Here is a 24,711-nt window from a genome sequence, read left to right on the forward strand (position 1 = left end):
AGGCGTGCCTACTCCGAAAGCCAGCGACGCAGAGCCGCGTCGGAGGCGCGCTCAGCTTCTGCCGCGTGGGCGTCGTCATTCTCTGGCTCAACGGCACTCGCCTCAGCGGGAGCCGTGTCTGTTGCCTGTCGCTCGGGGCTCACGGCGGGATCGTCGGTGGCTTCCAATGAGGCACGATGCTCGCGGAGCATTTCGTCGACATCGATGGGCGCCGTCGCTGAGTGATCGGAGAGTTCAGAGTCGTCCCGCACGCCCAGACTGTCATCGGAGTCGTCTGCGGGCGACGGCGGCCCAGCTTCGCGTGCTACCCACTGGGCAAGCTCCTCGGCGTCGTATGCGTCAGTCTGCATTGAGGTGTCGACCCCGGCCTGCGACGAGGGAATATCGTCGAGAAAAGCGAGCGTGCCGTCGACGTTCGCGGAGATGTTCGGCACAATCTCATCGCCCGTCGTGCTGGCGTCGAGCGCTTCGAGCAACGACTGAGCATCGCTCATGATTTCGTCGCTTCCAGTGTCGTACCCATGCACCAACCACTTGGCGAACTCGAGTTCGGCGTAAAGCCGGGTGCGGGCGCGAAACAGTGCGTCAGGTGCTCGATCGCTGCCCGCAACATACGCGGCAAAGATGTCTTCTGCTGCATCAGGTGCAGAAGCAAGCCAGTGCAGGTCAGCGGCGGGGTCGCCGACGGCAAGACCGTGCCAATCCAGCAATCCCGTCACCTGGGGAACGTCATCGACATCATCGAAGATGAACGATGCCGCACCGCCGCTCCCAATGACAACGGCTGATTCAAAGCGCCACACGGACTCTGAGACGGCCGCTCGGCGCCAACGAGCAACCAAGCCGTCCGGAACCCGACCAGTGGTCTCTGCGCGGTCGAGGAGGCGTGACACGTCGGTGCGCACCTGTTGCGGCAGCCGCACCGGGAGCCCCTCAGCACGCACGATCGACACAGGTAACGCGTGAAGGGCAGCGAGTGCCTCACCAAGAGAGGTCGATATGCCGCGGCCAGGCGGCAACTCTGCGGCGTCAACCCGATACCCGGGCAGATAGTCGACGACCACAGCACGTGCGCCACCAAGCGTCGTCTCACCAAGTACTTCGGGTGCGCGGAACGGCAGCAAACTGCGGACGCCGGCCGTCAGCGCGCGCAACGCCGCCACCTCGGCGCTCAGCTGGACAGCAGCAGAATCGTCGTTGGGCACCCTGATGACAACGCTGCGCCCATCATCGAGTTCCGCGATTGCTGAGTCGAAACGGGCACCTTCGCCTTCGGTCAATGCACCGACTCGTACTACGCCTGCGAGGGGAAGTGCTGATGTCACGGACGCGGCTAGAGTGAGTGGTGATCGTGCCATGTGCCAAGGGTAGGTCGGGTGCCGGTGACAACCCATACGCCACGCCCTGGCGTATGTAGTCACACCCTGTTTGCGTGAATTCATGGGTGCACGGGTGAGCCTTGCAGGAGAGAGCTATTGCGATGACAACATCCGAGACGTCGTGGCTTCGGCCCGTGCACATGTCGACGCTTTCTCGTGCGGAGGGCGACCGTGCGCATGTCGGAGACTTCACCGACGTGCGCGCAGCACCTACGACGCGTGTTCTGGTTCTCCTCGGAGACACCGCTCCGCTCGACAGCGACCGACGTCTCATCTGGCGTGCCGGCGATGACTCTCTCGAAGACGCAAAGTGGGCTTTTCTTGGTCGCACGTCCGACGGGGATGCGCTGCTGGCCGCAGTGCTTGCGGAGGGAAGCGAACCGCCCTTCACCGCGCCAGGCGGCTGGGCAAGCCTGCGTCGCATCGCGGGAGTACTCGACGCCGATGACGTCGACGCCTTCGTGACCGCGCTGAGCGTGGGGCGCTGGCTTTGGGACGCGCCTTTCTGCGCTGGTTGTGGTGGCGAGACCGAAGTACGCGACGGCGGCTGGTCGCGTCGGTGCCCATCGTGCGGACGACAGCACTTTCCGCGAACGGACCCGGCCGTCATCGTCGCCGTGACCAGCTCCGTCGATCCGGATCGACTCCTGCTGGGAAACAACGCATTGTGGGAGCCCAACCGTTTCTCGTGCTTCGCTGGTTTCGTTGAAGCAGGGGAGTCCGCTGAGGCCGCTGTGCATCGAGAGGTCGTCGAGGAATCAGGTATCCGCGTCGCATCGTTGACCTACCGCGGTTCACAGCCCTGGCCCTATCCGCGTTCGCTCATGCTCGGCTACTTCGCGGTAGCCGCTGACGATAGTGATGCTCTCGCTGACGGTGAGGAAATCCTCTCGGTGCGGTGGTTCACCCGCGACGAGATTCGCGCGGGTCTCGACGGCACGAGCGAGCTGTTGCTGCCTGGAGGGGCATCCATCGCGCACGCGCTGATTCGGGACTGGTGCGAGGGCGGGCCATGACCGCGGCGGCGCTCAGCGGACTCGATGAGCGACAGCGGGAGGCAGCGGCGACGCTGCGAGGTCCGGTGGCGGTGCTGGCGGGCGCGGGCACCGGCAAGACGCGGGTGATCACACATCGCATCGCCCATGGTGTTGATACGGGTGCCTATTCACCGGGCCGGGTGATGGCATTGACCTTCACGGCGAAGGCAGCCGGTGAGATGAGGGGCAGACTTCGCGCTTTGGGCGTCTCAGGCGTATCCGCACGAACCTTTCACGCGACCGCGCTCGCCCAATTGAACTTCTTCTGGCCCACTCTCGCGGGCGACACGGCGCCGAGCATCGTTGACAACAAGGTGCGTATGCTCGCCCACGCGTCTGACAGCATTGGCATCAATCTCGATACCCCGACTTTGCGCGACGTCGCCAGCGGCATCGAATGGCGCAAGGTCAAAATGCGAAGCATCGAGCAGTACGCCGCTGGTCACCCCAATGGGATTGGACGACTGTCCGTCGAGCGAGTGGTCGACCTGCAACGCGCTTACGAGAAGCTCAAAGATGAACGTCGCCAGTTGGATTTCGAAGACGTGCTGCTCGCGTGCGCGGGAATGCTGGAGGCTGAACCTCACGTTGCCCGATCGGTGCGGGAGCAGTATCGACACTTCACAGTCGACGAGTTTCAGGATGTGTCACCGCTGCAGAATCGATTGCTCGAGCTATGGCTGGGGGAGCGCCGAGACATCTGTGTTGTCGGCGATGCAAGTCAGACGATCTACTCGTTCGCCGGCGCGGACGCGCGCTACTTGCTCGACTTTGACAAGACTCACGAGGACGCAAAAGTCGTTCGTCTTGAGACGAACTATCGGTCGGATGCTGCCGTGCTGGCCGTCGCGAATGAATTGATGAAGGGTCGCCCCGGAGCGCTGCATCTCACGGCCGCCGGCGACGAATCTAGCGATGTGGCGTCAACCAAGACGATGCCCACGGTGACGTCCTTTGACGATGAAGCGAGCGAGGCGCGCGAGCTGGCGAGCAGAATTCGCGCGCAGATCGCCAGCGGGATTGACCCGCGAGCGATTGCGGTTCTCTATCGCTCTCACGCTCAGTCGGTTGAGATCGCGGCGGCGCTTGCGAAGAACGGCACGGCGTCAAGCATTCTCGGGGGCAGGAAGTTCTTCGATCTTCCCGAGGTGCGACAGGCGGTGCTGGCTTTGCGCGGGGCTTCGGTCGCACCGATGCAACATGGATTCGTCGATGCCGTCCGTGATGTCTTGCGTTCCCTCGGGCTCACAAACGATCCGCCCGAAGCCGGGGGAGCTTTGCGGGACACCTGGGAGGCCCGTGCATCGCTGTTGCGACTTGCTGAGGAAGCACCCCCGGGCACAACCCTGCGTACGTTCACCGACGAACTTGTCGCGCGCGCGAAAACGAACGACGAGCCTTCGCTTCGCACTGTGACGCTCGCGACGCTCCACGCCGCCAAAGGCTTGGAATGGGATCACGTGCACTTGATCGGCTTCGCCGAGGGGCTGCTGCCGATTTCATATGCGACCACGTTTGAGGACGTTGATGAAGAGCGTCGGCTCGCATACGTCGGGATTACGCGGGCCGCGCGTACTCTCGCTCTGACATGGGCGCGAGGTTCACGGGATCGCCAGCCATCGCGCTTTCTGAAAGAGATCGGCACTGGCACATTGCGTGAGGGTGGTGTGAGTAGACGCGTCGCTGGGCAGAGTCGGCCCGAATCGCGACGGACTGGGTCGGCGGCTCCGCTTCGGCACGGAGATCGCTGAGCATTCGTGCCGCTGTCATCGCAGCTTCAGCGAGCAAAGAAAGTTCCGTGATCCTGAGTGAACGAGCGGTGAGCTGAGCGGCGAGCACAGGCCAACCAGGGTCGACATCGGTGTGGTGCAACCCGATGCACGTCATGCACGCACTCTTGCCAGGAACGATCAGCGGCCCCACGTGGGCACCGGAACCGCTGAGGACGATCGGCAAATGGGCGACATCACACGCCATGAGTTCGGCGGTCAGCCGTGGGTCGACGATGTGAGCAGCGATCACGACAACGATGTCTGCGGCGGGTGTTTGTCGGAGCGCATCCGGCATCGCCGAGTGAATGTAAGTGCGTGAAGTGTGCAGATTCGACGCCATGATCGAGAGTTCGTCTGGGGCGAGACTGGCACTCGACAGCAGCGCAACGCGAGCAGGAGGTCGCACGGTCGACGGCGCGAGCGCCGCACGAATCATTGCCACAAACTCGCGAGCGCTGTGTGCCGGTGCGCCGAGCACGCTCGCCATCGGGTCGAGCGCATCTTCAGCGATACCGCGTTCGAGAGCCCTGACGAGTCGTTGTTGCCACGGTGCCGGATCGCGAATGGTCGCCACCGCGGGCAACCCGAACTGCAACGTGGTTTCATCGCGCCACAGCGGCGGATACGCGGGGTCGATCATCAGCATGTGCCGATTGTGGCCGTCAGCGTTAGCGCGTACGGCAGATCTTGGGTGCTGGGGACGAATCCACGCTGAGAAGAAACCTGGGGAGGAGGGCGTTACACCGGACGATGGTCGTCTGGAGTACCTGGCTCATCGTCAGGATCGATCCCACCGTCGGTCGTTTCGCCGCCAGTCGCTGCAGCTGGCATGTCACCGGCAAGCAGGCGGGCGAAGGCATCATCGATGTCGTCTGTCGCGGGCGCATCGCCACGTGCAGTCGCCTCGAGCCGAGCGACCAGTGCAGCAGGATCGTCGATATCTGCAGACGTAGGCATCAAATCGGGGTAGTCCCACAACGAATCGCGCCCCGCGGCGCCGACGGCGGAGGTGACGGTGCGCCACATGGCTGCTGCTTCGCGCATGCGACGTGGGCGTAGTTCGAGACCAACCAGAGAGTTCAGCGCGCGTTCGGCGGGACCACCGACTGCGCGACGTCGGCGCACAGCTTCGGCGATCTTGTCGGCTGCGGGCAGTCGGGCCGTGGCATCTGCCGTCACGACATCGACCCACCCCTCGATGGTGGCCAGCAGGTTCTCCAAACGCGCCAACGCCGCGTCCTGCGCCTCGGAACGAGGGGGGAGCAGCGCCCCACTCTCAAGCGCACTGCGCAGTTCTTCAGGCTCAGAGGGATCGAATCGGCTCGCGAGATCTTCTAGGGCGTCGGTATCTACTCGCACGCCGTGGGCGTACTCAGTGACTTGCGAAATAACGTGCAGACGCAACCACCGTGCATGCCGGAACAGTCGGGCATGTGCAAGTTCGCGTGTCGCGATGTACAGCGCCACTTGATCGTCGGGAATCTCCAGCGAGGCGCCAAGGTCGGAGAAATTCTGGGGGAGCACGGCGGAATCCCCGTCGGGCATCAGCGGAATTCCGACATCTCCACCACTGAGAACTTCTTTTGAGAGGTTGCCGACAACTTGGCCCAGCTGGCCCGCGAACAGCGCGCCCCCCACTCCACGCATGAGCTTGCCCGCGCCCTGGACGAGGTTCTGCATGTCGTCGGGCGCTTGATCGCTGAGAGCAGTGGTCAGCGCATCGGCAATGCTCGTTGCCATGGGTTCGGCGAGTTCTTGCCACACCGGAAGCGTGGCTTCAACCCACTCGCCGCGGGTGATGGCTCGTGGTGGCGCCGCGAGTTGCGAGATGGCCGTCGCCTCGCTCAACCAGAGAGTGGCGAGCGCATAGGCCTGATCGAGATTGCCGCGCTGACCCGAAGTGATTGCCAGTCCGTCTTGGTTGGCGATATGAAGCGCACCGCGGCGTGTCTGCTCCCAGTCGATCTCGCCACTGCTCGCGAAAGCACTCTGGAGGTGCCCCATGATGTTCTGCATCATGGCAGGGTCAACGTTTTGACCTGTGATCTGCGAAAGCTGTGCAAGTTGCTCAGCGCTCAGACCGCCGCCCTCACCTCCCAGAAGCTGCCGCATGAGCTCTTGAAAATCGTCTTCTGGGTTCTGACCGTCCTGTGCCACTTCAGTCGCCTTTCAGCTGGTCGATCTCGTCAGGTCCTACGCTAGTCGCAGCACCCATCGCACTACCCGGCTGAGAGCGCGATCTCCTTACGCCGATCGCGAACTACCAGCACGAGAGAGGTCAGCAGTGACCCTGTTCCACGAGGACGATACGCCATTGGCCTTGCCGCGGCGACGAATGTCGCGGGCAACCCTTGCCGGCATCTGGGCATTGGCGATTGCGCTGGTGGTCCTGTTGGTCATCACTTTTCTACCCACCTCATATGTGATCCAACGCCCCGGCCCGGTGTACAACACCCTGGGAACGGCGACTTCCGCCGACGGCGAGGAAGTCCCTTTGATCTCTGTTGAGGGGGCAGACACGTATCCGACCGACGGAGCGCTCGACCTGCTCACCGTGCAAGTGGTCGGAAACAGGGAGCGCACACCGTCGTGGGTGGAGCTGGCTTTCGCATGGGCGGACGAGACCAAAGCGGTATTGCCCATCGATAGTGTTTTCCCCGAGGGCACCACCACGGAGGAGCGCAACGAAGAGAGCGCAGCGATGATGGTCGATTCGCAACAAGACGCGACGGCGGCGGCGCTCAGCGAACTCGGCTTCGACGTCGGAGCCGCACTGACGGTTCACTCGTTCGTTGAAGGATCGGCCGCCGAAGGTGTGCTTGAGGAGGGCGACGTCATTCTCGAGGGTGACGGCACCGTGGTCACCGATGCCACATCGCTGCGCGCGGTCATCAACGCAGCGGAAGGGGGGCCGGTGACCCTTCTGATCGAGCGCGACGGCGAGCAGCAGAGCGTCGAGATCACGCCGACAGAGGCTGAGATCGACGGCGAATCGACCTGGCTGATCGGCGTCAGGCTGACCACGACCTACGACTTTCCGATCGACGTGGCCATTCAGCTCAACAACGTCGGCGGACCGAGTGCGGGAATGATGTTCGCGTTGGGGATCATCGATGTGCTGACGCCCGAAGAGATCAACGGCGGCGAGATTGTGGCGGGAACTGGCACCATCACTGCGGCGGGTGAGGTCGGGCCAATCGGGGGCATTCGTCAGAAGCTCTGGGGCGCGCTCGACGCAGGAGCGTCTTACTTCTTGGCACCAATCGACAACTGTGATGAAGTGGTTGATCACGTGCCTGACGGACTTCAGGTGTTCTCGGTGGAGACGCTGGAGGATGCACTGACGGCGCTCGATACGGTGACCAGCGACGGTGACGTCGCAGCGCTCCCCACCTGCAAGTGACGAGAGTCACGGGCGTTGTCCAGGCGACCGCGACCTTCCCGTTACCAATGAATGCTTAGGATGGCATAGTGACCACGACCTCAGCGCCGGCACCGGCCACACCTTCCCGCTCTCGACGTGTAGTCGGTATCTCCCTTGCGATCCTCTCCGGATTGGTAGTGGCGTTCTTCACGTTCGCCAACTTCTATGCCGAGTGGCTGTGGTACGACCAACTCGGTTTCGACTCCGTCCTCATCACCCAGTGGATCGCGCGAGCGCTGATGTTCGTCATCGGCTTCGTCGGCATGGCAGTGCCGGTATGGCTGGCTGTTCAGCTCGCCTACCGATTGCGACCCGTTTACGCCCGGCTGAGCTCGCAACTCGACCGCTATCAAGAGGTTGTTGAACCGCTACGACGCCTGGGCATGTGGGGAATTCCCGTGTTCTTCGGCTTCTTCGCTGGCTTCGCAGCCTCCGCCCAGTGGGAAACCACCTGGCTCTGGCTCAACGGTGTCGCCACGACGACAACCGATCCGCAGTTCAACCTCGACACTGGTTTCTATCTGTTCGCCCTGCCGTTCTACTCGGCGCTTGTGGCGTTCATCTCGGCTGTGTTGATGATCTCGTTGCTCGTCACGGTGCTCGTGGCCTATCTCTATGGCTCGGTGCGAGTCGGTCAGCGGGAACTGCGCATCTCGAAGGCCGCGCGCATCCAGCTAGCGATCATCGCGGGACTTTATTTGCTTGTCCAGGCTGTCAGCCTGTGGCTAGACCGCTACAAGACGCTCACCGAACCTGGCGATCGCATCACCGGGCCGGGCTACACAGGTGTCAACGCGATCATTCCTGGCCAAGAGATTCTTGCGGTCATCGCGATCATCGTTGCCATTCTGTTCTTCGTGACAGCCGTGATCGGACGCTGGCGTTATCCGCTCGTGGCAACGGCGCTTCTCGTTGTCGCTTCGCTCGTCATCGGACTCGGCTACCCCTGGGTGGTCAACACCTTCCAGGTGCAGCCGAACCGATTCACGCTTGAGCAGGAGTATTACCAGCGCAACGTTGACATGACGCAGGAAGCGTACGGCGTCGATGGTCTAGAGAAGGCCGACTTCAAAGCTGAGACGGATGCTGCCGCGGGACAACTGCGTGAAGACGCCGCCACGACAGCGCAGATCCGCATCATGGACCCGTCGATCATCTCGCCGACCGTGCGCCAGCTCGAGCAGTACCGTTCCTACTACCAGTTCCAGGATCCGCTCGATGTGGACCGCTACGAGATCGATGGAGAGTCTCAGGACACCGTCGTATCGGTACGTGAATTGAACCTCGAGCAACTCGGAACCGCCGCTGACTGGCTCAACTCGGCCACGGTATACACCCACGGCTACGGTCTGGTCGCGGCGAAAGGCAACGACCGCACGACCGAGGGCGACCCGGTGTTCCTGGAACGCGGCATTCCCGCACAGGGCTTCCTATCGGATTCTGAAAACTTCCAGCCGCGTGTCTACTTCGGCGAGTACTCGCCTGAGTACTCGATCGTCGGTGCGCCGGAGGGATCTCCGCCCGCTGAGCTTGACTATCCTTCGGGTGAAGATGGTGCAGGCGAGACCAAGACCACCTTTGAGGGTGATGGCGGCCCGAGCCTTGGAGGAGTCTTCAACCGGCTCATCTACGCGCTCAAATTCCAAGCAGAGCAGATTCTGTTCTCGGATTCGGTCAACGAAGATTCACAAATTCTTTACGACCGAGACCCGAGCCTGCGGGTGCAGAAGGTTGCGCCGTACTTGACGCTCGATAACGACCCTTACCCCAGTGTGGTCGATGGTCGTATCGTCTGGATCGTCGACGGTTACACCCTCAGTGCGAACTACCCGTACTCGTCAACGGTCAGCTTGGCTGCAGCGATTTCAGATTCATCGAACCCGTCGCCGAGCTTCGCATTGGACGACATCAATTACATCCGCAACTCGGTGAAAGCTACCGTTGATGCGTATGACGGATCGGTGACGCTCTATGCGTGGGATGACGAAGACCCTGTTCTGCAGACGTGGCAAAACGTCTACCCGACAACAATCGAGCCCATCAGCGAGATGTCCGCTGATCTGATCAGCCACGTTCGTTACCCGACGGATCTGTTCAAGGTGCAACGCAGTGTGCTTGGCACCTACCACGTTGACGACGCTCTCTCGTTCTATCAGAGCGACAACCGTTGGGAAACGCCGAACGACCCGCAGGTTGACACTCAGCTGCAGCCGCCGTACTACCTGACAATGCAGATGCCCGGTCAGGAGGAGCCCACGTACTCGATGTTCACGTCGTTCATTCCCGCGACGACCAGCGGCGATGCGCGAAACGTGCTCATGGGCTACCTCGCGGTTGATTCCAACGCTGGCGCGGTGGCAGGTGAAAAGGGCGACGACTATGGCAAGCTGCGCATGCTCGTCATCGATGCCGACACCACGGTTCCCGGTCCCGGTCAAGTGCAGAACACGTTTGACGCTGACCCGTTCGTCTCGTCACAGATCAACCTGCTGAAGCAGGGGCAGTCCGACGTGCTCAACGGCAACCTGCTCACGCTTCCAGTAGGTGGCGGACTGCTCTATGTGCAGCCGGTATTCGTTCAGTCTTCGGGCGCGACCAAGCTTCCGACTCTCCAGAAGGTGCTGGTGTCGTTCGGCACTGACATCGCGTTTGAGAACACCCTCAGTGAGGGTCTCGACGCACTCTTCGGAGGCGATTCGGGTGCCGACGCGGGTGACGGCGATGTGCAACCCGAGCCTGACGTCGATGGCAGCGAAGTCGATCCTGAGCCTGACACTGCTGAGCCTGACGATTCGTCAGGTGAGGTCGTCCTGACCGACGAGTATCAGGCTGCGCTTGATGACGCTCAACAGGCGATGCTCGATCGAGACGCTGCACTGTCAGCCGGCGATCTCACCGCCTTCGCGGAGGCAGACGAACGCCTCTCGGCAGCGGTCGAAGATCTTATCCGTCTGGGAGTGCAGCAGTAGCTGATTCAAGAATGGCCCGGTTCGAGAGAACCGGGCCATTCTTATCTCTGCCTAAGCGGTCAGCATCCAATACCAAATCAGCAGCAGCGTGACGGCGAACCCGGCAAGTTGGTTGATCCACAAGAACCGGTCCCACCCTCGAGTGGCGGTGTGCGCGTTGGCGTCGGTGATGTTTCGATACGGCCACACGGCGGCCAGGTAGGGCAAGGCGGCCAGCGCTGCGAGCGGGCCAGGCCAGGTGGTGGCAAGCATCAAGACACCTGCGCCGGCGTAGCATGCGAGTGCGAACCGCACTGTCCAGCGTGCGCCTCTTGCTGTGGCGATTGACGAGATATCGGCTTCACGGTCGGCGACGACGTCTTGCACAGCGCCGAACGCGTGCGAGGCAACGCCCCACAGTCCGAACGCGGCGATGACCACTGTTAGTTGCCAGGTCCATGTCACGCCCGTCAGTACGAGGGCGTATACAGCGGGTGAGAAAAAGTGGATGCTGCTGGTCACGGAATCAGCGAACGGGCGCTCTTTCAAACGCAGCGGTGGTGCGCTGTAGAAGACGACGAAGAACATGCTGGCGGCTAGCACGAGCCAAGACGCGGGGGAGCCAGCCCATACCAAGTAGATCAAAAACGGCGCACACAGCAATCCAGCTGTCCACAGCGTGACGCTGTGCATGCGGGTGTCAAGCACCGCGCCGTGCGCTCCGCCCTTGCGGGGGTTGCGCAGGTCGGATTCGTAGTCGAAGACATCGTTGATCCCGTACATCGCGAGGTTGTAGGGCACGAGAAAGAACAGGGTTCCCACGACGAATGTGAGATCGATTTCGCGCGTCGTGAGCAGGTATGCGGCGGCGAAGGGGTACGCGGTGTTGATCCAACTCACCGGTCGAGATGACACGAAGAGTTGGGTGATGACCGTTGCAGTGCTCATTCGAGCGGGCGCTGTCATTCCGGCATCCTTTCACCAGGGGTTCGCCGCAGCAGCACGAACACGGCCGGCACAAGAAACGCGGCGCAGACGGAGTAAGAGAAGTCTTCGATGGGAGCCAGGCCGATGAAGATTCCGCTCAAGTGCTCGGCGGGATAGACCACCAGGTCGGCGGCAATCATCAGGTTGTCGAAGATTGCGGTGAGCACGCATACGAAAGCAGCCGCCAGAGTAGAGGCGAGCATTCGCCTGCCAAAGTTCGGCCGGATGGCGCTCAGAAGCGTGACGAGAATTGTGATCACCGCAAAAGGCACGATTATCAGCGGGTAGGTCATTGCTCTGCCCCTGCACCCTGTTCTTCGCCCGAGATGCTGGCTTTGGGGCGCTCGAGCCAGCGCATCGCCGCAGACCAGACCACGAGGCTGAGGTAACTCAGGAACGCGAGAAAGAAGAGCTCTTCGAGTGGAAGGTGCGGGGCGAGATCGAGACCGATGAACAAGGGGCTCTCGCCCTTGATGAAAACGCCCGTCACAATTCCAACGGCGTCCCAGCTCAGAAAGAAAACCACGCCCACTGCCACAGCGGCCAGCGTTGCGATCGCGTCACGCCATAGTGCCAGGCGGAATCTCGCGTCCAGGATGCCGATGCCCGTCGCTGATAGCAGGATGGCCGCCAGATACACTCCAGGCATTGCTAGACCCGAGTGGGTTCGGCGACGGGACCGGCGGTGCGGTCACCTCGCAGTCGCTTGAGGACGAGTTCGGCTGAGATTAGACACATCGGCAGTCCGATACCGGGAAGAGCTGATCCGCCCGCGTAGCTCAGCCCTTGCAGTTTGCGTGAAGCATTGCGAGGGCGGAAGATCGCGCTCTGTCCGAGGGTGTGAGCCAGTCCCAGCGAGTTGCCCCGCCACGCATTGAGGTTTGAGGCAAAGTCTCCAGGGGCAACTGTGCGGCGAACAACAATGCGGTCCTTCAGATCCGGAATGTCGCACCACTCACTGATTTGGTTGATTACCGCATCAGCTGCCGCTTCTACACGTGCGTCTCCCTCTCCGTCAATGCCGCCGTGACCGATTTCAGGATCGGCGGGGATGGGAACCAGAACGAAGAGGTTCTCGTGACCTGCAGGAGCTACACCTTCGTCGGTGGCACTCGGCTTGCAGATGTAGAGCGAGGCAGGGTCAGGAATCTTGGCATTCGCACCAAAGATGTCATCGAAATTGTTGCGCCAAGCGTCGGCGAAAAGAAGCGTGTGGTGGGCCAGCTCGGGGAGCTCCCCATTGACCCCGAGCATGAGCAATAGGGCTCCTGGACTCGGGGTCTTCTTCGCCCACCACTTTTCAGGGTAGGTCTGCTGATGTGGCGGCAGCAGCTCGGTTTCGGAGTGGTGCAGGTCGGCGGTTGAGACCACCAGATCGGCCGTGATTGTGGTGCCATTCTCAAGCACGACTCCAGTTGCGCGGCCTCCAGCGGTCGCGATGCGTGAAACGCGGGAATTCGTCTGGACGTCGACCCCCTGTGCATAGGCCAGGCGCTCGATTGCGCGGATCACCTCAATGAACCCGCCACGCGGATACAGCACACCTTCGTTGAGGTCGAGGTGGCTCATCAGGTGATAGAGACTCGGCAGATCATATGGTGAGCCGCCAAGGAAAACTGCCGGATACTCAAGGATTTGCCGCAAGCGTGGGTCGTGAAAGTCGCGCTCGACACGTGATGCCAGTGAACGGGTCAGCAACCCGGTCAGCTGTGGCAGTCGGCGCAGAATCACCGGGTCCCGCAGACCCGCGGTGCTTTCGTACGTGTCATACAGGAATTGCGAGACAGAAAGTTGGTACGCGTCTTGCGAGGAATCGAGGTATGCGTCCAGGAGGGCGCCTGCGCCCGGCTCGACGCTCTCAAACAGTGCAGTAGCAGCCTCTCTGCCTGAACGCACATCGAGGGGCTTGAGCGCAGTCGCAGGGTCGGAGTACACGCGGTAGGCGGGATCAAGCGGGACCAGATCAAGTTCAGCAGCTGCGGTGGTGCCGAGAAGGGTGAAAAAATGCTCGAATACCTCAGGCATCAGATACCAGCTGGGACCGGTATCAAATCGAAACCCCTCGCTGTCCCATGAACCTGCTCGTCCACCGACATCATCGAGAGCTTCGACAAGTCGTACCGACAGACCCTCTGCGGCAAGCAGGGCGGCTGTTGCAAGGCCGGAGATGCCGCCACCGATGACTACGGCCGTACGTGGTGCGGGGTTTTGATCGTCGCTCATGAGCGAACCTCCTTTGGGGGCATGCCGAGCCACGCGCGACCGGCCAGCGCCGCTTTGACGGTATTGGGCACTCTCACGCGCTCGTCCCCGCCGTCGCTGGCGCGCAAGCGAGCGGAAAGCTCGGCGAACAAATCGTGGGCAGCGGTTACGGCCCGTCGGCAGTCTTTGGGAAGCTGCGGAATCGTTGCAGCGGCGGCGCTGAGATCGCCGTCAATGCGGTCAAGAACTGCTGCGCGGCTGACGGTATGCCCATCTACGCCGAGATAGTCGCGCCCGAGGTCGGATGAGTCGTGTTCAAGATCGCGGAGGAAGTTGACGTCTTGAAAGGCCGCGCCCAGGCGCCGCGCGCCGTCGACAAGGTGCGGTGCGGGGGGAGAGGGATGAGACTTGCCCGCGTTGGTGAAAACCTGCAGGCACATCAACCCAACGACCTCTGCGGATCCGTAGACATAGTCGTCGTGGGACGCGGCATCGTGAGTCGAGACGTCAAGGTCCGTGCGCATCGAAGCGAAGAACGGAGTGATCAGGTTCGCGTTGATCCCACACTCGCGCGCGGTGGCGGCGAAGGCATGCACAACGAGGTTCACGCTGAAACCGTGCTCGACCGCTCGCAGAGTATCTGCCTCGAGCTCGTCCAAGATTTGCCGAGTCATCTCACCTGGCACCCCGGCAGCAACACAGGGGCCGTCGACAACTTCGTCTGCGACTCGCACAAGTGCATAGATATTTCTCACGTGGTGACGTGCTCTCGGACCCAGCAAGCGACACGCGAGAGCAAACGATGTGGAGTACTGAGAGATAACAGTTGCTGAAGCTGATTCGGCGACATGGTTATAGAGTTCAAGACCGTCCGAAGCGGTGGTGATCGGTTCATTCACGGGGTGCGCCTTGCGATGTCGTCTGCGAGCTGGCGAATAAGTGCGCCTGTCTCATTATTCAACGCAGGATGCTGCGAGAGTTCCCGCGCCGCGCTCAGCGCGTCATTGAGCATGACGCTCACGTCTTCTCGTGCCCCGCTTGCTTCCAACGCAACCTGCGCGGCCCTCACCGCAACAGGCCCCGTGTAGGCGAGGTTCAGCGCTTCGTCCACGTGTGGCCATGAGGTGCTTTCACGCGCAAGTGCTACCAGCGGAGTGCGCTTGGCTTCTCTGAGGTCGCCGCCTGCCTCTCGGCCCGCTTGGGCCGCGGTGCCGAACGCCCCGATGAGGTCATCGACCAGTTGGAATGCGAGGCCTAATCGCCCGCCAGCGGCGTCGAGCACTTCCAAAGCTTCGGGTGACGCTTTCGCCAGCACTGCACCGGCACGCAGCGGAGCGCTGAAGGTATAGACCGCGGTCTTGTTGAACGTGGCCGTGAGTACGGCGTCGGGATCGTCTATGCGAGTACTCACACTGTTTTCGACGTCGGCGAGTTCGCCGGCGGCTGACACATAGATGGCATCGTCGAGTAAGGAAAACAGAGCTTCGCGGTTTTCTGCGCTGGTGTCGCTGAAGGCAATCAGCCGAGTGGCCTCGTGTAGAAGCAGGTCACCAGCGAGGATGGCGGCCGCGTCTCCGAGCGTGGCTGCTCCGGCGCTGTCCGCACCCAGAGCTTCAGCGTGAGCACGGAACTCGCCACTCACGTTGGGCACTCCGCGTCGCTCGATGTCGTTGTCGATGACATCGTCGTGCACCACGAATGCCGTATGAAGCAATTCGAAAGCGGCGGCCGTCGAGCACACCGCTGGCGACAGATCAGACTGTGAGCTGATCGCTCGGTACGTAGCAGCGACCAGAGCAGGCCGAAGACGCTTGCCACCGGACGCCGCACGAGACAGCGCGCCGCCCAGTAGCGCGAATCCGGATCCGAGGGACGAGGTTCGAATCAGTATCCGCGATATCGATTCATCGATCGCCGCATCGACGCTGGCATCACGCGGGAGAATGCTCATGATGCGCGCGCGATATCCGACGTGGAGGTGGGGTCGTTCCCGAACAGATGCAGTTGCTGTGCCTGCAGCACGAGCCATGGGCTGAATGCCCACGGGGTCGCCGCGAGCGATGATGCGAGATCTTCAGGATCAACCCAGCGCATTTCGAGCACTTCGTTGGGGTTGGGTGTCGGATCATTCAGGGCACGAGCGGTATAGACGGGGCACAATTCGTTTTCAACGATCCCGTTCGCATCCGTTGCACGGTACTGAAACAGTGGCAGCGCGAGCTGTACGTCGGCCAGTTCAAGCCCGAGTTCATTTTCCGCATGCCGGTGAACGCCCGAGAGCACGGGCTCTGCGGGCCGGGGGTGCCCGCAGAACGAGTTTGTCCACACTCCAGGCCAAGCTTTCTTTCCCAGTGCTCGCCGGGTGACCAGCAGCTGTCCATTTGCGTTCAGGACGTGACAAGAGAAGGCCAGATGCAGGGCGGTGTCTGTGCCGTGAACGCTGCTTTTCAGCGCGGTGCCGATTTGTCGCCCTTGGGCGTCGAGGAGTACTACGTGATCAACATCGGTCATTCCGTCCTCCACGGTAATTTGCTAGTTTATCTAGTGAACTTGATCGTACAAGGGAACTAGGTGACCTGTCCACATGTCCGAACGCTGGATACCTGCGTCTGATCGCGACGTCGTCGTGATGCGCACATTGCACGCGATCAGGGCACTCAGTGATGCCATGGACCGCATGCATGGCGGCATGAAGGGCGACATGGATATGAACATCACCGACCTCGCAACCCTTCGAATGCTGATTATGCGCGAGCAGCGAAAGCAGACCGTCAGTCCTCACGACATTGCGGAACATTTGCGAATTTCGACGGCGTCAACGACCAAGCTGCTGGATCGCCTCGTGGCATCTGGGTACGTTACGCGCCAGCCGCATCCGAGCGATCGGCGCTCGCGTGTGGTCGAACTGACCGATCTCTCCCGCCAGGAGTTCTTCACACATTTCGGTGACTATCTTCGGGCAATGCGACAGGTTTCTCATCCGTACTCCGACGAAGAACTCGAGGTCGTAAGCCGTTTTATGCTCGAGCTGAGCGAGGCGATCGATCCAGCCTGAGGGCAACGAAAAAGGCGCCCCGTGACGGGACGCCTTCTTCTTTTTGTTGCGGGGACAGGATTTGAACCTGCGACCTCTGGGTTATGAGCCCAGCGAGCTACCGAACTGCTCCACCCCGCGGCACAAGAAGTGACTCTATCACGGAATTCGAGACGCGTCTAAACGAGGCAGGTAGCTGTCGGTCACTTGCTGATCCTCAGCGCAGCCGGGAGGATGGCGATATGTCCCACAGCCCCTTGACGCCGTCGCTCGCCGTTGCCGTGGCACAGTTTTCGCCCACCGCAGATCGAGGTGAAAACCTTTCTGCCATCGCCGTCCTCGTGGAGGACGCCGTCTCACGCGGCGCCGAGTTGGTGCTCTTCCCCGAGTACTCCAGCTATTTCATCGACCCATTCGACGAGTCGCTCGCTGCCAATGCAGAAGCGATCGATGGTCCCTTCACCAGCGCGTTGATCGGCATGGCTGAGCGATACGGGATCACTATTGCGGCGGGGCTGGTAGAACGTGCCTCAGACGACGGGCACGTGCATAACACCGTTGTAGCGGTGAACGAGCGTGGCATCTTGGCGCGCTACCGAAAACTTCACCTTTACGACGCGTTCGGTCAGCGAGAATCGGACTGGATCGAACGTGGTGATATCGAGACGCCTCAGGTGTTCGACGTCTCGGGATTTCCTTGTGCTCTGATGACTTGCTACGACCTGAGATTTCCCGAAGTCGCCCGTACTCTCGTTGATGCTGGAGCCGAGCTCGTGTTGGTGCCTGCCGAGTGGGTGCGAGGTCCTCTGAAAGAACAACACTGGCGCACCTTGTTGCACGCGCGCGCAATCGAGAACACGATCTTTGTCGCGGCTTCCGATCATCCGCCGCCGCTAGGTGTCGGCCACTCAATGATCGTGGATCCGCAGGGTGTCGAGATAGCCGCGGCAGGCATCTCTACCGGCGTAGCCGTGGCTCATCTCGATCGTGGTGCGATCGAACGGGTGCGCCGCGTGAACCCCGCTCTCGCCTTGCGGCGCTACACGGTGCATCCACTGACCTGATTGTCAGAACGCCTCAGCGAGACGTTGGGTGGCAGTCTCAATCACGTCAAGCCGTTTACACGCGGCAAAACGAATGAGCGTGCGGTACTCGTGGTTGCGTGCCGAGGTGGCGAACGCGGTCAGCGGAATGGCAACGACGCCAGCGCGGTCTGGCAACTCTCGACAGAACGCTGCTCCGTCGGTGACTCCCAGGGCAGCAACATCCGCCACCGTAAAGTAAGAGCCAGCAGGAGCCGAGACTTCAAATCCGGCCTTGGCTAGACCAGCTCCGAGAAGGTCACGCTTTTGGCGCAGTGATTGTCGAATCCCGGCGAAGTACGCGTCAGGAAGATTCAGCCCCACCGCGATCGCGGGCTGAAATGGTGCACCGTTCGAGTAGGTGAGGTACTGCTTGACCGCCATCACCGCATCAATCAACGCGGCCGGGCCGCAGATCCACCCGACTTTCCAACCCGTGGCAGAGAACGTCTTACCGGCGGAAGAAATGCTGAGTGTCCGCTCGCGAGCGCCGTGCTCGGTGGCAATCGGCACATGTGCGGCGTCGAAGATCAGGTGTTCGTAAACCTCATCGGTGATGATCAAAGCGTCGTGCAGTTCGGCGAGGCGGACGATTTCGGCACGGACGTCAGCGTCAAAGACTGATCCGGTTGGGTTGTGCGGATCATTGACCAAGATCACACGCGTTCTATCCGTGACTGCGTTGCGTAACTCATCGAGATCGGGTTGGAAGGAGGGCCACCGCAGGGGCACGGTGACCAGTCGCGCCCCGGCAAGAGCGACCACTGCCGCATACGAGTCGTAGTACGGCTCGAAGACGACGACTTCGTCATCTTCGCCTTGGATGAGAGCTAGCAAACTGGCTGCGAGCGCCTCGGTAGCCCCTGCGGTCACAAGAACTTCCGAGCCAGGATCGACCTTGAGACCATAGAAACGTCGCTGGTGTGAAGCGATGGCCTCACGCAGTTGCGGTATGCCCCGACCCGGGGGGTATTGGTTCGCGCCCGACGCCATCGCCGTGTGGGCGGCCGCCAGTACCTCGAGGGGAGGATCCTCGTCAGGAAATCCTTGACCGAGATTGATTGCGCCCGTTTCGGCCGCAAGTGCCGACATCTCGGCGAAGATGGTTTCACGGGCCACGCCATCAGCGTCAATCAGCCCAGCGCCGGCTGCGGTGCGGCGCCAAGCTCCAGATATCTCGTTCATCGTGTTCACGCTACTCGACAGGCTCATCCCCTACGCATAGCGGACTGCCACTCACGACATAGAAAACACACAGAATCGCTGGGCATGGTGGATTTACACCTAGAAGGAGTAGCAATGAGCGACAACACGGGCAACACCCCTGACGAGCAGAACCCTGCCGCTGATGCAACCAAGAGCGACATGACCATGTCAACGGAGGCGACGACGCCTGCGCCGGTTGCTGACGTGCCAGCTGTTCCTGTCCAGCCCACAGCGACTGCTGCACAGGCTTCGCAACCGGCGGCTCCGACGCCCCCCTTGCCCCCGATCGCCGCTTCCCATGCTGCCAGCCAGCAGGCGCCGGTCACTCCGCAGCGCAGTTATGCACCCCCGCAGGGTCACTCCGTGCCGCCGGCATACGCAGGTCAGGCGGGAGCTGCATTCGGAACAGCAGCGCAAGACACCTACCCGACGTTGCCTATCGATGGCTCGTCGCAGCCGCCCAACCTGGGCCTGCCGCCCGCCGCAGCCGCGCCCAAGAAATCCTCCGGCGCGGGAAAGCTCGTGGGCCTTTTGGTCGCGGCCGCCATTGTCGGCGGAGCCGCCGGCTTGGGAACCGCATACGCGGGAACCCAACTCTTCGAGCCCAGCAGCAGCATCCCGGCAGCAGGTCCCTCGACGGTCACCGTCAATGACACAGACTCGGTAACAGCGACCACCGCGATTGCCGCGAAAGTCGTTCCTAGCGTTGTCACCATTTCTGCTTCGAGTTCGAGCGGTGGCGGAACCGGTTCGGGCGTCGTGCTGAGCGAAGACGGCTACGTCGTGACGAACACCCATGTGGTCACGCTCGACGGTGCGACCGCGGATGCGACGATCAGTGTCACGACCTCAGACGGCCGGGTCTTCGATGCTGAGATCGTCGGAACCGACCCGACATACGACCTCGCGGTGATCAAGCTCGTGGGTGCCAGCGATCTCACTCCCATCGAGTTCGGCTCATCATCTGACCTCAATGTCGGCGACGTAACTGTTGCTGTAGGTGCGCCTCTCGGCCTATCGAACACGGTTACCGAAGGAATCGTCAGCGCACTGAATCGATCAATCGAGATCGCATCGTCAGCTGCGCCCGACACCTCGGGATCGGACGAGACGGACGGCAGCGGCCGAGGCGGCACCCAAGGTGACTCCGAAGATGAGCAACAGGGCGAACAAGACAGCCCGTTCTTCTTCGATTTCGGCGAGGGCGAGACCCAGCAGCAGACGAGCGAGACCATCAAGATTGCCGTCATCCAGACAGACGCAGCTATCAACCCTGGAAACTCCGGCGGCGCGCTCGTGGACTCAGAGGGCAACCTGATCGGCATCAACGTGGCTATCGCCTCGGCCGGAAGCTCGTCTAGCACTGCCGGATCGATCGGCGTGGGCTTCTCGATTCCTTCGGATGTCGTCGAGCGGGTATCAAGCGAGATCATTGCCAACGGTTCAGCAACCCACGGACTGCTGGGTGCAAATGTACTGTCAGCTTCTTTGGTGGAAGGCGCCACGATAACCGGGGCATACATCGATGAGGTTGTTGAAGGCGGTGCGGCTGCCGCGGGCGGCTTGCAGTCAGGAGACATCGTCACCGGATTCAATGGGGTTCCCATCACCGATTCGGTCGACCTCACGGCGCAGGTGCGTGCGGCTGCCGCTGGCAGCGAAGCAACGGTCACCTATGTGCGGGATGGCCAGACAGGGCAGGCCACCGTGACTCTGGGAGAGTTGCCGGTCTGATCTGCAGAAGGACGCCACTCCGCGATAGGCTCGCGGAGTGGCGTCCTTCTCGTTCGGTGCGGGAAATGCCCGAAAGCTTCTCACCATTCCGCTGTACGCCGTGGGTCGAGTTGCCACCGCACTGATTCCGCGTTCGCGCGATGAATGGGTTTTTGGGTGTGGAGTGGGAATCGCCGACGGCGCCCTTGAAGTCTGGGACGTCGCCGCTGCTGACCATCAGAAGGCCGTTTGGCTCGTAGGCTCCGACGCCCATGCCGCAGATGCCCGCGCGCGTGGCATTCCCGCCGTTACCAAGCACTCAGCGAAGGGCTTTTGGCGCACTGCTCGCGCGAGAGTTGTCGTGGTGACCCACGGCTTTGGTGACGTCAATCGCTATGGGGTTTCTGGAGCATTTGTCGTGCAGCTTTGGCACGGCATTCCGCTGAAAAGAATCGGCATCGACTCCGCTGAGACCACGCGGCTTCCCAGCACGGTGAGCAAATTGCCGGGGGCCGCATTGGCTGGGGTGTTGATCTCGTTCATGTACCGGCGCGCGACGGCCCGTATCGACTTGATTCCTGCGGCCTCGCATCTGGTGCGAGGGCGATTGGAGTCTGCATTCTCATTGCGAGACTCAGCTGTGCCCGTGACGGGAGAGCCGAGGGTTGATGTGCTTTCACGAGGCACGCGAGCGCAGCGGCGGAAGCGGGCGATCGATCAGATCGAGTCAGTCGTCGGCGCAGTGGACGGCGCCAGCCTGGTGCTCTACGCGCCGACGTGGCGCGACGGTGCGGTCGACCCGGCCCTCCCCAGCTCCGACGACTGGCAACGGATTGATACCGTGCTCAAACAGCGAGATGCGATCCTGCTGGTGCGTTCCCATCCGTTGGGCGCAGGCGACTACGCGCCCGGCTTCTCGACGGGCAGGGTGCGAAGCCTTGGAGCAGACAGCGTCGTGGATGTCACGCCCTTGCTCCCGGGCCTCGACGCGTTAATTACTGACTATTCGTCGCTTGCCTATGATGCATCGCTCGTTCCGATGCCCACGCTGTTCTTCGCCCCCGATCTTGAAGAGTACGAAGATCGACGTGGGTTCTACGGCCGGTATCGTGACGTGGCGGGCGACAACTGGGCAACGACGTGGACGGCAGTCATCGCGCAGCTTGATTTGCTCCTCAGCGACGCTGGTGAGCATGATCGTCGACTCGAGCTGGCACAGAGACTCAGCGACAGAGTTCACTTGTACGATGACGGTCGCAACACCGACCGGGTGTACCGTGCGATCCTGGCGGCCGCGCGGTTGGCGCCGTCCACTAAAGACGAGAGTCCGAAAGGTTCCCGATGACGCAGGCCAGTTTCACCTCCGGCGACGATGATGTTGCGCTGGTGCTCGCCGGGGTCGGTCTGGCTCCTGAGTCAATCGAGCTCATCGGCGCGCGAGCACGGGTGAACGCGACGATTGTCGCGAGTGACGACGCGTGGTCAGCGGTGGTGCCGCTCGTCGCATCCCGGTGGGGTGGACCGGTGCTGCCTTTGCCAGCGGGTGAGTATCGCCTTCACGCCTCTCCGAAGATTGAAACACCTCTCGCGTTGCCGCTCACTCAGCTAGGTAGCTTGCGTGCCGAATTCTCAGCGGGGGTGCTCCATGTGGGTCCGCCAATTGATCCCGCCTATGACTCCGGCGAGGGCCAGGATGCGCTGGAAAGGCGCTACGCGACACGCCCTGCGCACTTTGAGAACGCGGTGTTCTTCGAGAGCTTCTACGGGCGAAACGCGAGCTGCAACCCACTCGCGATCGACCGAGAGCTTGTTCGCCGTGCCCCCGGGCTGACGCGCTATTGGAGCGTCGTGGATCTGTCCGTTGCTGTTCCCGAAGGCGCGATCCCCGTGGTGGAGAGCAGTCCTGACTGGTGGCGGGCGCGTGGATCTGCTCGACTGCTCGTGGTGAACGATTGGCTGCGGCGCCGGTTTGTTCGCCGTGCCGGGCAAGCAGTTTTGCAAACCTGGCATGGCACCCCGCTTAAGCGGCTGGCGCTTCACCGCCCAGGCTTTGATCCTCGCCGCGCAATCGCCGTCCTACGTGAGTCGTGGCGTTGGAACGTCTTGCTTGCCCAGAACACCTATGCCGAACGCATCATGGGTAAGGCGTACGCGTTCCTACGTCGACCTATCTGGGTCGAAGGGCATCCGCGCAACGACGTCCTTATTACGGGAGACGGAGCGCACACTCGTGCTCTGCTCGGGATCGAACCAACCGAAAATGTGCTGCTCTACGCACCCACGTGGCGTGATGACCGTGACGAGATTGTCGATTACATCGATCCCGCAGTACTAGCTGCAGCGACGGACTCGGTTGTGCTCGTGCGTGGGCATTCGCGCACTCTGAGGCCAGGGCGAGACGCTGAGGGGTCGCGTGTCATCGACGTCACGACGTTCCCTGACACTGCTCAGCTTCTGCTGGCAGCCGACGCTCTCATCACCGACTACTCCTCGGTCATGTTCGATTATTCGGCGACCGGAAAGCCGCTGTACTTCTTTGTGCCAGACATGGAGCATTATCGAGGGGAGTTGCGAGGCTTCTACTTCGATCTCGCCGATCATGCCCCAGGCCCTGTGGTGAGCACAGAAGCCGCGCTGATTGCGGCAATCCGCGAGAAGAATACGGCGGCGTTCGCTTCTAAGTACGAGCGCTGGCGGACCAAATTCAACTCGCGGGATGACGGACATGCCGCCGAGCGTGTTGTGTCTCGAATGCTTGACCAGAACTTGATCAGACCGGTGTCCGACTGAGTCGACGCGTCTACGGCAGGGGAGTATTGCGTGTGCCGAGGCGGGACGTGTCGACCGTGTCATGGGCGCCGCGTAGCATTCCGACCAAGAACCCATAGCCCCACGACAGGTGCATTGTGGGAAGTACCGCGGCCGTCCACACCTTGTCACGCCAGCCTTTGCCGCCGCCTGGACCGATCGACACGACGATGATGACGAGGGCATATACGAGGGCCGGCAGATAGATGAGGGATGCTGCGAGTGACCACCATCCCGCGAGCACACTGGTCAACTGCAGCGCCGCGACGATGATCGCCAGCAGAAGTGAGATGACGAGGAGCGGCGGTGCAAAAAAGCGCAGCGAATTGCCGCGTCCGAAACGGCGGACGAGTTCCCCGCGCCACCGTCCGGTTGCTGTGAACTGGCGTGCGAGCTGTACCCAGCTTTCACGCGGCCAGTAGGTGACCGAGAGGCTCGGATCAAACCAGACACGGTAGCCAGCTCGACGAATGCGAAGGTTGAGTTCCCAATCTTCGCCGCGGCGGATCGTCTCGTCGAACAGGCCAACTTCTTCGAGTACGGATCGGCGCATCACGCCGAGATAGGCAGATTCTGCTTCGCCCTCTTGGGTGCCTCCGTGATAAGCCCCGCCGCCCAAACCGATGGGGGAGTTGTACGCGCGCGCGACCGCTCGTTGAAACGGTGTGCGACCGTCGGCGCGCATCACGCCACCGACATTGGCGGCACGAACGCGCTCGAGTGTCGCCAGCGCACGCATTGCGTAGCCTTCTTGAAGCTCGGAGTGCGCGTCTACACGAATGATCGTTGGATAGCGTCCTGCTTTGATCGCGAGGTTCAACCCGACGGGTATGTCAGCTGCTGGGTTGTCGACGACGCGCACACGGTCGTCGCTTCTCGCGATGTCATATGCCAATTCAGTCGTGCCATCGGTGGAGGGGCCAAGGGCGAGGATCAGCTCCAAGGGCTCATCGATGCGCTGAGCGAGCACGGTGGCAACAGCGCGCTCAAGGTAGTCGCGCTCATTGAGCACCGGCATCACAAAAGTCACCCCCGCGCCGGACGGCGGTCTCGGGGGGTCTTTGCGACCGGGCTGCTCGACATGCACGCGTCGATCATGTCATGAGCAGGGCTAGGTAG

General features: G+C 61.7%; 20 protein-coding genes and 1 tRNA gene. 9 read left to right on the top strand and 12 right to left on the bottom strand.

What is annotated here, in order from left to right:
• Nucleotides 1–8: 8 nt before the first annotated feature.
• Entirely contained in the window at nucleotides 9–1,358 is a 1,350-nt protein-coding gene (locus AB0O81_RS00925) for a phosphotransferase (protein WP_363580300.1), read from the bottom strand.
• A 122-nt stretch (nucleotides 1,359–1,480) separates the two neighbouring features.
• On the opposite strand from AB0O81_RS00925, the gene nudC reads away from it, so the two are divergent.
• Nucleotides 1,481–2,395 carry an NAD(+) diphosphatase gene (nudC, locus tag AB0O81_RS00930; RefSeq protein WP_363580302.1) on the top strand — a complete coding sequence of 305 codons (915 nt, stop codon included), beginning with the start codon at nucleotides 1,481–1,483 and terminating at the stop codon, nucleotides 2,393–2,395.
• Nucleotides 2,392–4,167 (top strand): ATP-dependent helicase, encoded by a 1,776-nt coding sequence (locus tag AB0O81_RS00935; RefSeq protein WP_363580304.1) that lies wholly within the window; start codon nucleotides 2,392–2,394, stop codon nucleotides 4,165–4,167. Before nudC ends, AB0O81_RS00935 begins: the two co-directional genes overlap by 4 nt.
• A gap of 759 nt (nucleotides 4,168–4,926) precedes the next feature.
• Here AB0O81_RS00935 and AB0O81_RS00940 read toward each other — a convergent pair.
• The gene (locus AB0O81_RS00940; RefSeq protein ID WP_363580869.1) at nucleotides 4,927–6,300 is read right to left on the bottom strand and encodes a zinc-dependent metalloprotease; all 1,374 of its coding nucleotides are present in this window, start codon (nucleotides 6,298–6,300) and stop codon (nucleotides 4,927–4,929) included.
• A gap of 223 nt (nucleotides 6,301–6,523) precedes the next feature.
• Here AB0O81_RS00940 and AB0O81_RS00945 point away from each other — a divergent pair, with 223 nt between their 5' ends.
• Both AB0O81_RS00945 and AB0O81_RS00950 read left to right on the top strand, forming a co-directional pair.
• Nucleotides 6,524–7,591 (top strand): S16 family serine protease, encoded by a 1,068-nt coding sequence (locus tag AB0O81_RS00945; RefSeq protein ID WP_363580871.1) that lies wholly within the window; start codon nucleotides 6,524–6,526, stop codon nucleotides 7,589–7,591.
• A 68-nt stretch (nucleotides 7,592–7,659) separates the two neighbouring features.
• A complete protein-coding gene (locus AB0O81_RS00950) occupies nucleotides 7,660–10,581 on the top strand; it encodes a UPF0182 family protein (RefSeq protein ID WP_363580305.1) in 2,922 nt (973 codons plus the stop codon).
• A gap of 51 nt (nucleotides 10,582–10,632) precedes the next feature.
• On the opposite strand, the gene AB0O81_RS00955 is transcribed toward AB0O81_RS00950, so the two are convergent.
• From AB0O81_RS00955 to idi, 7 genes are read right to left on the bottom strand one after another with little or no spacing between them, the layout of a single operon-like run.
• Nucleotides 10,633–11,526, bottom strand: coding sequence for a prenyltransferase (locus AB0O81_RS00955; RefSeq protein ID WP_363580307.1), 894 nt, complete (start codon nucleotides 11,524–11,526; stop codon nucleotides 10,633–10,635).
• Complete coding sequence (locus AB0O81_RS00960; RefSeq protein WP_363580309.1) at nucleotides 11,523–11,840, bottom strand: lycopene cyclase domain-containing protein; 318 nt, start codon at nucleotides 11,838–11,840, stop codon at nucleotides 11,523–11,525. The genes AB0O81_RS00955 and AB0O81_RS00960 overlap by 4 nt, the downstream gene beginning before the upstream one ends.
• Entirely contained in the window at nucleotides 11,837–12,196 is a 360-nt protein-coding gene (locus AB0O81_RS00965; protein ID WP_363580311.1) for a lycopene cyclase domain-containing protein, read from the bottom strand. Before AB0O81_RS00965 ends, AB0O81_RS00960 begins: the two co-directional genes overlap by 4 nt.
• A 2-nt stretch (nucleotides 12,197–12,198) precedes the next feature.
• Complete coding sequence (gene crtI, locus AB0O81_RS00970; RefSeq protein ID WP_363580313.1) at nucleotides 12,199–13,770, bottom strand: phytoene desaturase family protein; 1,572 nt, start codon at nucleotides 13,768–13,770, stop codon at nucleotides 12,199–12,201.
• A complete protein-coding gene (locus tag AB0O81_RS00975; protein ID WP_363580315.1) occupies nucleotides 13,767–14,648 on the bottom strand; it encodes a phytoene/squalene synthase family protein in 882 nt (293 codons plus the stop codon). Before AB0O81_RS00975 ends, crtI begins: the two co-directional genes overlap by 4 nt.
• Nucleotides 14,645–15,700: a polyprenyl synthetase family protein gene (locus AB0O81_RS00980; protein ID WP_363580317.1), complete on the bottom strand. Its 1,056-nt coding sequence runs from the start codon at nucleotides 15,698–15,700 to the stop codon at nucleotides 14,645–14,647. The genes AB0O81_RS00975 and AB0O81_RS00980 overlap by 4 nt, the downstream gene beginning before the upstream one ends.
• A complete protein-coding gene (gene idi, locus AB0O81_RS00985) occupies nucleotides 15,697–16,260 on the bottom strand; it encodes an isopentenyl-diphosphate Delta-isomerase (RefSeq protein ID WP_363580319.1) in 564 nt (187 codons plus the stop codon). Before idi ends, AB0O81_RS00980 begins: the two co-directional genes overlap by 4 nt.
• Nucleotides 16,261–16,333: 73 nt before the next feature.
• On the opposite strand from idi, the gene AB0O81_RS00990 reads away from it, so the two are divergent.
• Nucleotides 16,334–16,804: a MarR family transcriptional regulator gene (locus AB0O81_RS00990; protein ID WP_363580321.1), complete on the top strand. Its 471-nt coding sequence runs from the start codon at nucleotides 16,334–16,336 to the stop codon at nucleotides 16,802–16,804.
• 46 nt (nucleotides 16,805–16,850) lie between these two features.
• On the opposite strand, the gene AB0O81_RS00995 is transcribed toward AB0O81_RS00990, so the two are convergent.
• Nucleotides 16,851–16,924, bottom strand: a tRNA-Met gene (locus AB0O81_RS00995).
• A 101-nt stretch (nucleotides 16,925–17,025) separates the two neighbouring features.
• Here AB0O81_RS00995 and AB0O81_RS01000 point away from each other — a divergent pair.
• A complete protein-coding gene (locus AB0O81_RS01000) occupies nucleotides 17,026–17,847 on the top strand; it encodes a carbon-nitrogen hydrolase family protein (RefSeq protein ID WP_363580323.1) in 822 nt (273 codons plus the stop codon).
• Between the two features lie 3 nt (nucleotides 17,848–17,850).
• On the opposite strand, the gene AB0O81_RS01005 is transcribed toward AB0O81_RS01000, so the two are convergent.
• Nucleotides 17,851–19,050, bottom strand: a complete 1,200-nt coding sequence (locus AB0O81_RS01005) for an aminotransferase class I/II-fold pyridoxal phosphate-dependent enzyme (protein ID WP_363580325.1) — start codon at nucleotides 19,048–19,050, stop codon at nucleotides 17,851–17,853.
• Between the two features lie 114 nt (nucleotides 19,051–19,164).
• Between AB0O81_RS01005 and AB0O81_RS01010 the strand changes: the two genes are divergently transcribed.
• From AB0O81_RS01010 to AB0O81_RS01020, 3 genes are read left to right on the top strand one after another with little or no spacing between them, the layout of a single operon-like run.
• Entirely contained in the window at nucleotides 19,165–20,805 is a 1,641-nt protein-coding gene (locus tag AB0O81_RS01010; protein ID WP_363580327.1) for a trypsin-like peptidase domain-containing protein, read from the top strand.
• 37 nt (nucleotides 20,806–20,842) lie between these two features.
• The gene (locus AB0O81_RS01015; RefSeq protein ID WP_363580329.1) at nucleotides 20,843–22,129 is read left to right on the top strand and encodes a CDP-glycerol glycerophosphotransferase family protein; all 1,287 of its coding nucleotides are present in this window, start codon (nucleotides 20,843–20,845) and stop codon (nucleotides 22,127–22,129) included.
• A complete protein-coding gene (locus AB0O81_RS01020) occupies nucleotides 22,126–23,574 on the top strand; it encodes a CDP-glycerol glycerophosphotransferase family protein (protein WP_363580331.1) in 1,449 nt (482 codons plus the stop codon). Before AB0O81_RS01015 ends, AB0O81_RS01020 begins: the two co-directional genes overlap by 4 nt.
• Before the next feature lie 10 nt (nucleotides 23,575–23,584).
• Here AB0O81_RS01020 and AB0O81_RS01025 read toward each other — a convergent pair whose 3' ends face one another.
• The gene (locus AB0O81_RS01025) at nucleotides 23,585–24,679 is read right to left on the bottom strand and encodes a glycosyltransferase family 2 protein (RefSeq protein ID WP_363580333.1); all 1,095 of its coding nucleotides are present in this window, start codon (nucleotides 24,677–24,679) and stop codon (nucleotides 23,585–23,587) included.
• Between the last annotated feature and the right edge of the window lie 32 nt (nucleotides 24,680–24,711).

It is taken from the genome of Microbacterium sp. NPDC076911, from assembly GCF_040687125.1.
Classification (GTDB): domain Bacteria; phylum Actinomycetota; class Actinomycetes; order Actinomycetales; family Microbacteriaceae; genus Microbacterium.

Coding starts and splice junctions, on each gene's coding strand:
- AB0O81_RS00955 (WP_363580307.1), bottom strand. CDS start 11,526: ATGACAGCGCCCGCTCGAATGAGCACTGCAACGGTCATCACCCAACTC.
- nudC (WP_363580302.1), top strand. CDS start 1,481: ATGACAACATCCGAGACGTCGTGGCTTCGGCCCGTGCACATGTCGACG.
- idi (WP_363580319.1), bottom strand. CDS start 16,260: ATGACCGATGTTGATCACGTAGTACTCCTCGACGCCCAAGGGCGACAA.
- AB0O81_RS00945 (WP_363580871.1), top strand. CDS start 6,524: ATGTCGCGGGCAACCCTTGCCGGCATCTGGGCATTGGCGATTGCGCTG.
- AB0O81_RS00980 (WP_363580317.1), bottom strand. CDS start 15,700: ATGAGCATTCTCCCGCGTGATGCCAGCGTCGATGCGGCGATCGATGAA.
- AB0O81_RS00935 (WP_363580304.1), top strand. CDS start 2,392: ATGACCGCGGCGGCGCTCAGCGGACTCGATGAGCGACAGCGGGAGGCA.
- AB0O81_RS01020 (WP_363580331.1), top strand. CDS start 22,126: ATGACGCAGGCCAGTTTCACCTCCGGCGACGATGATGTTGCGCTGGTG.
- AB0O81_RS00965 (WP_363580311.1), bottom strand. CDS start 12,196: ATGCCTGGAGTGTATCTGGCGGCCATCCTGCTATCAGCGACGGGCATC.
- AB0O81_RS01005 (WP_363580325.1), bottom strand. CDS start 19,050: ATGAACGAGATATCTGGAGCTTGGCGCCGCACCGCAGCCGGCGCTGGG.
- AB0O81_RS01000 (WP_363580323.1), top strand. CDS start 17,026: ATGTCCCACAGCCCCTTGACGCCGTCGCTCGCCGTTGCCGTGGCACAG.
- AB0O81_RS01010 (WP_363580327.1), top strand. CDS start 19,165: ATGAGCGACAACACGGGCAACACCCCTGACGAGCAGAACCCTGCCGCT.
- AB0O81_RS00925 (WP_363580300.1), bottom strand. CDS start 1,358: ATGGCACGATCACCACTCACTCTAGCCGCGTCCGTGACATCAGCACTT.
- AB0O81_RS00990 (WP_363580321.1), top strand. CDS start 16,334: ATGTCCGAACGCTGGATACCTGCGTCTGATCGCGACGTCGTCGTGATG.
- AB0O81_RS00940 (WP_363580869.1), bottom strand. CDS start 6,300: ATGCGGCAGCTTCTGGGAGGTGAGGGCGGCGGTCTGAGCGCTGAGCAA.
- crtI (WP_363580313.1), bottom strand. CDS start 13,770: ATGAGCGACGATCAAAACCCCGCACCACGTACGGCCGTAGTCATCGGT.
- AB0O81_RS00960 (WP_363580309.1), bottom strand. CDS start 11,840: ATGACCTACCCGCTGATAATCGTGCCTTTTGCGGTGATCACAATTCTC.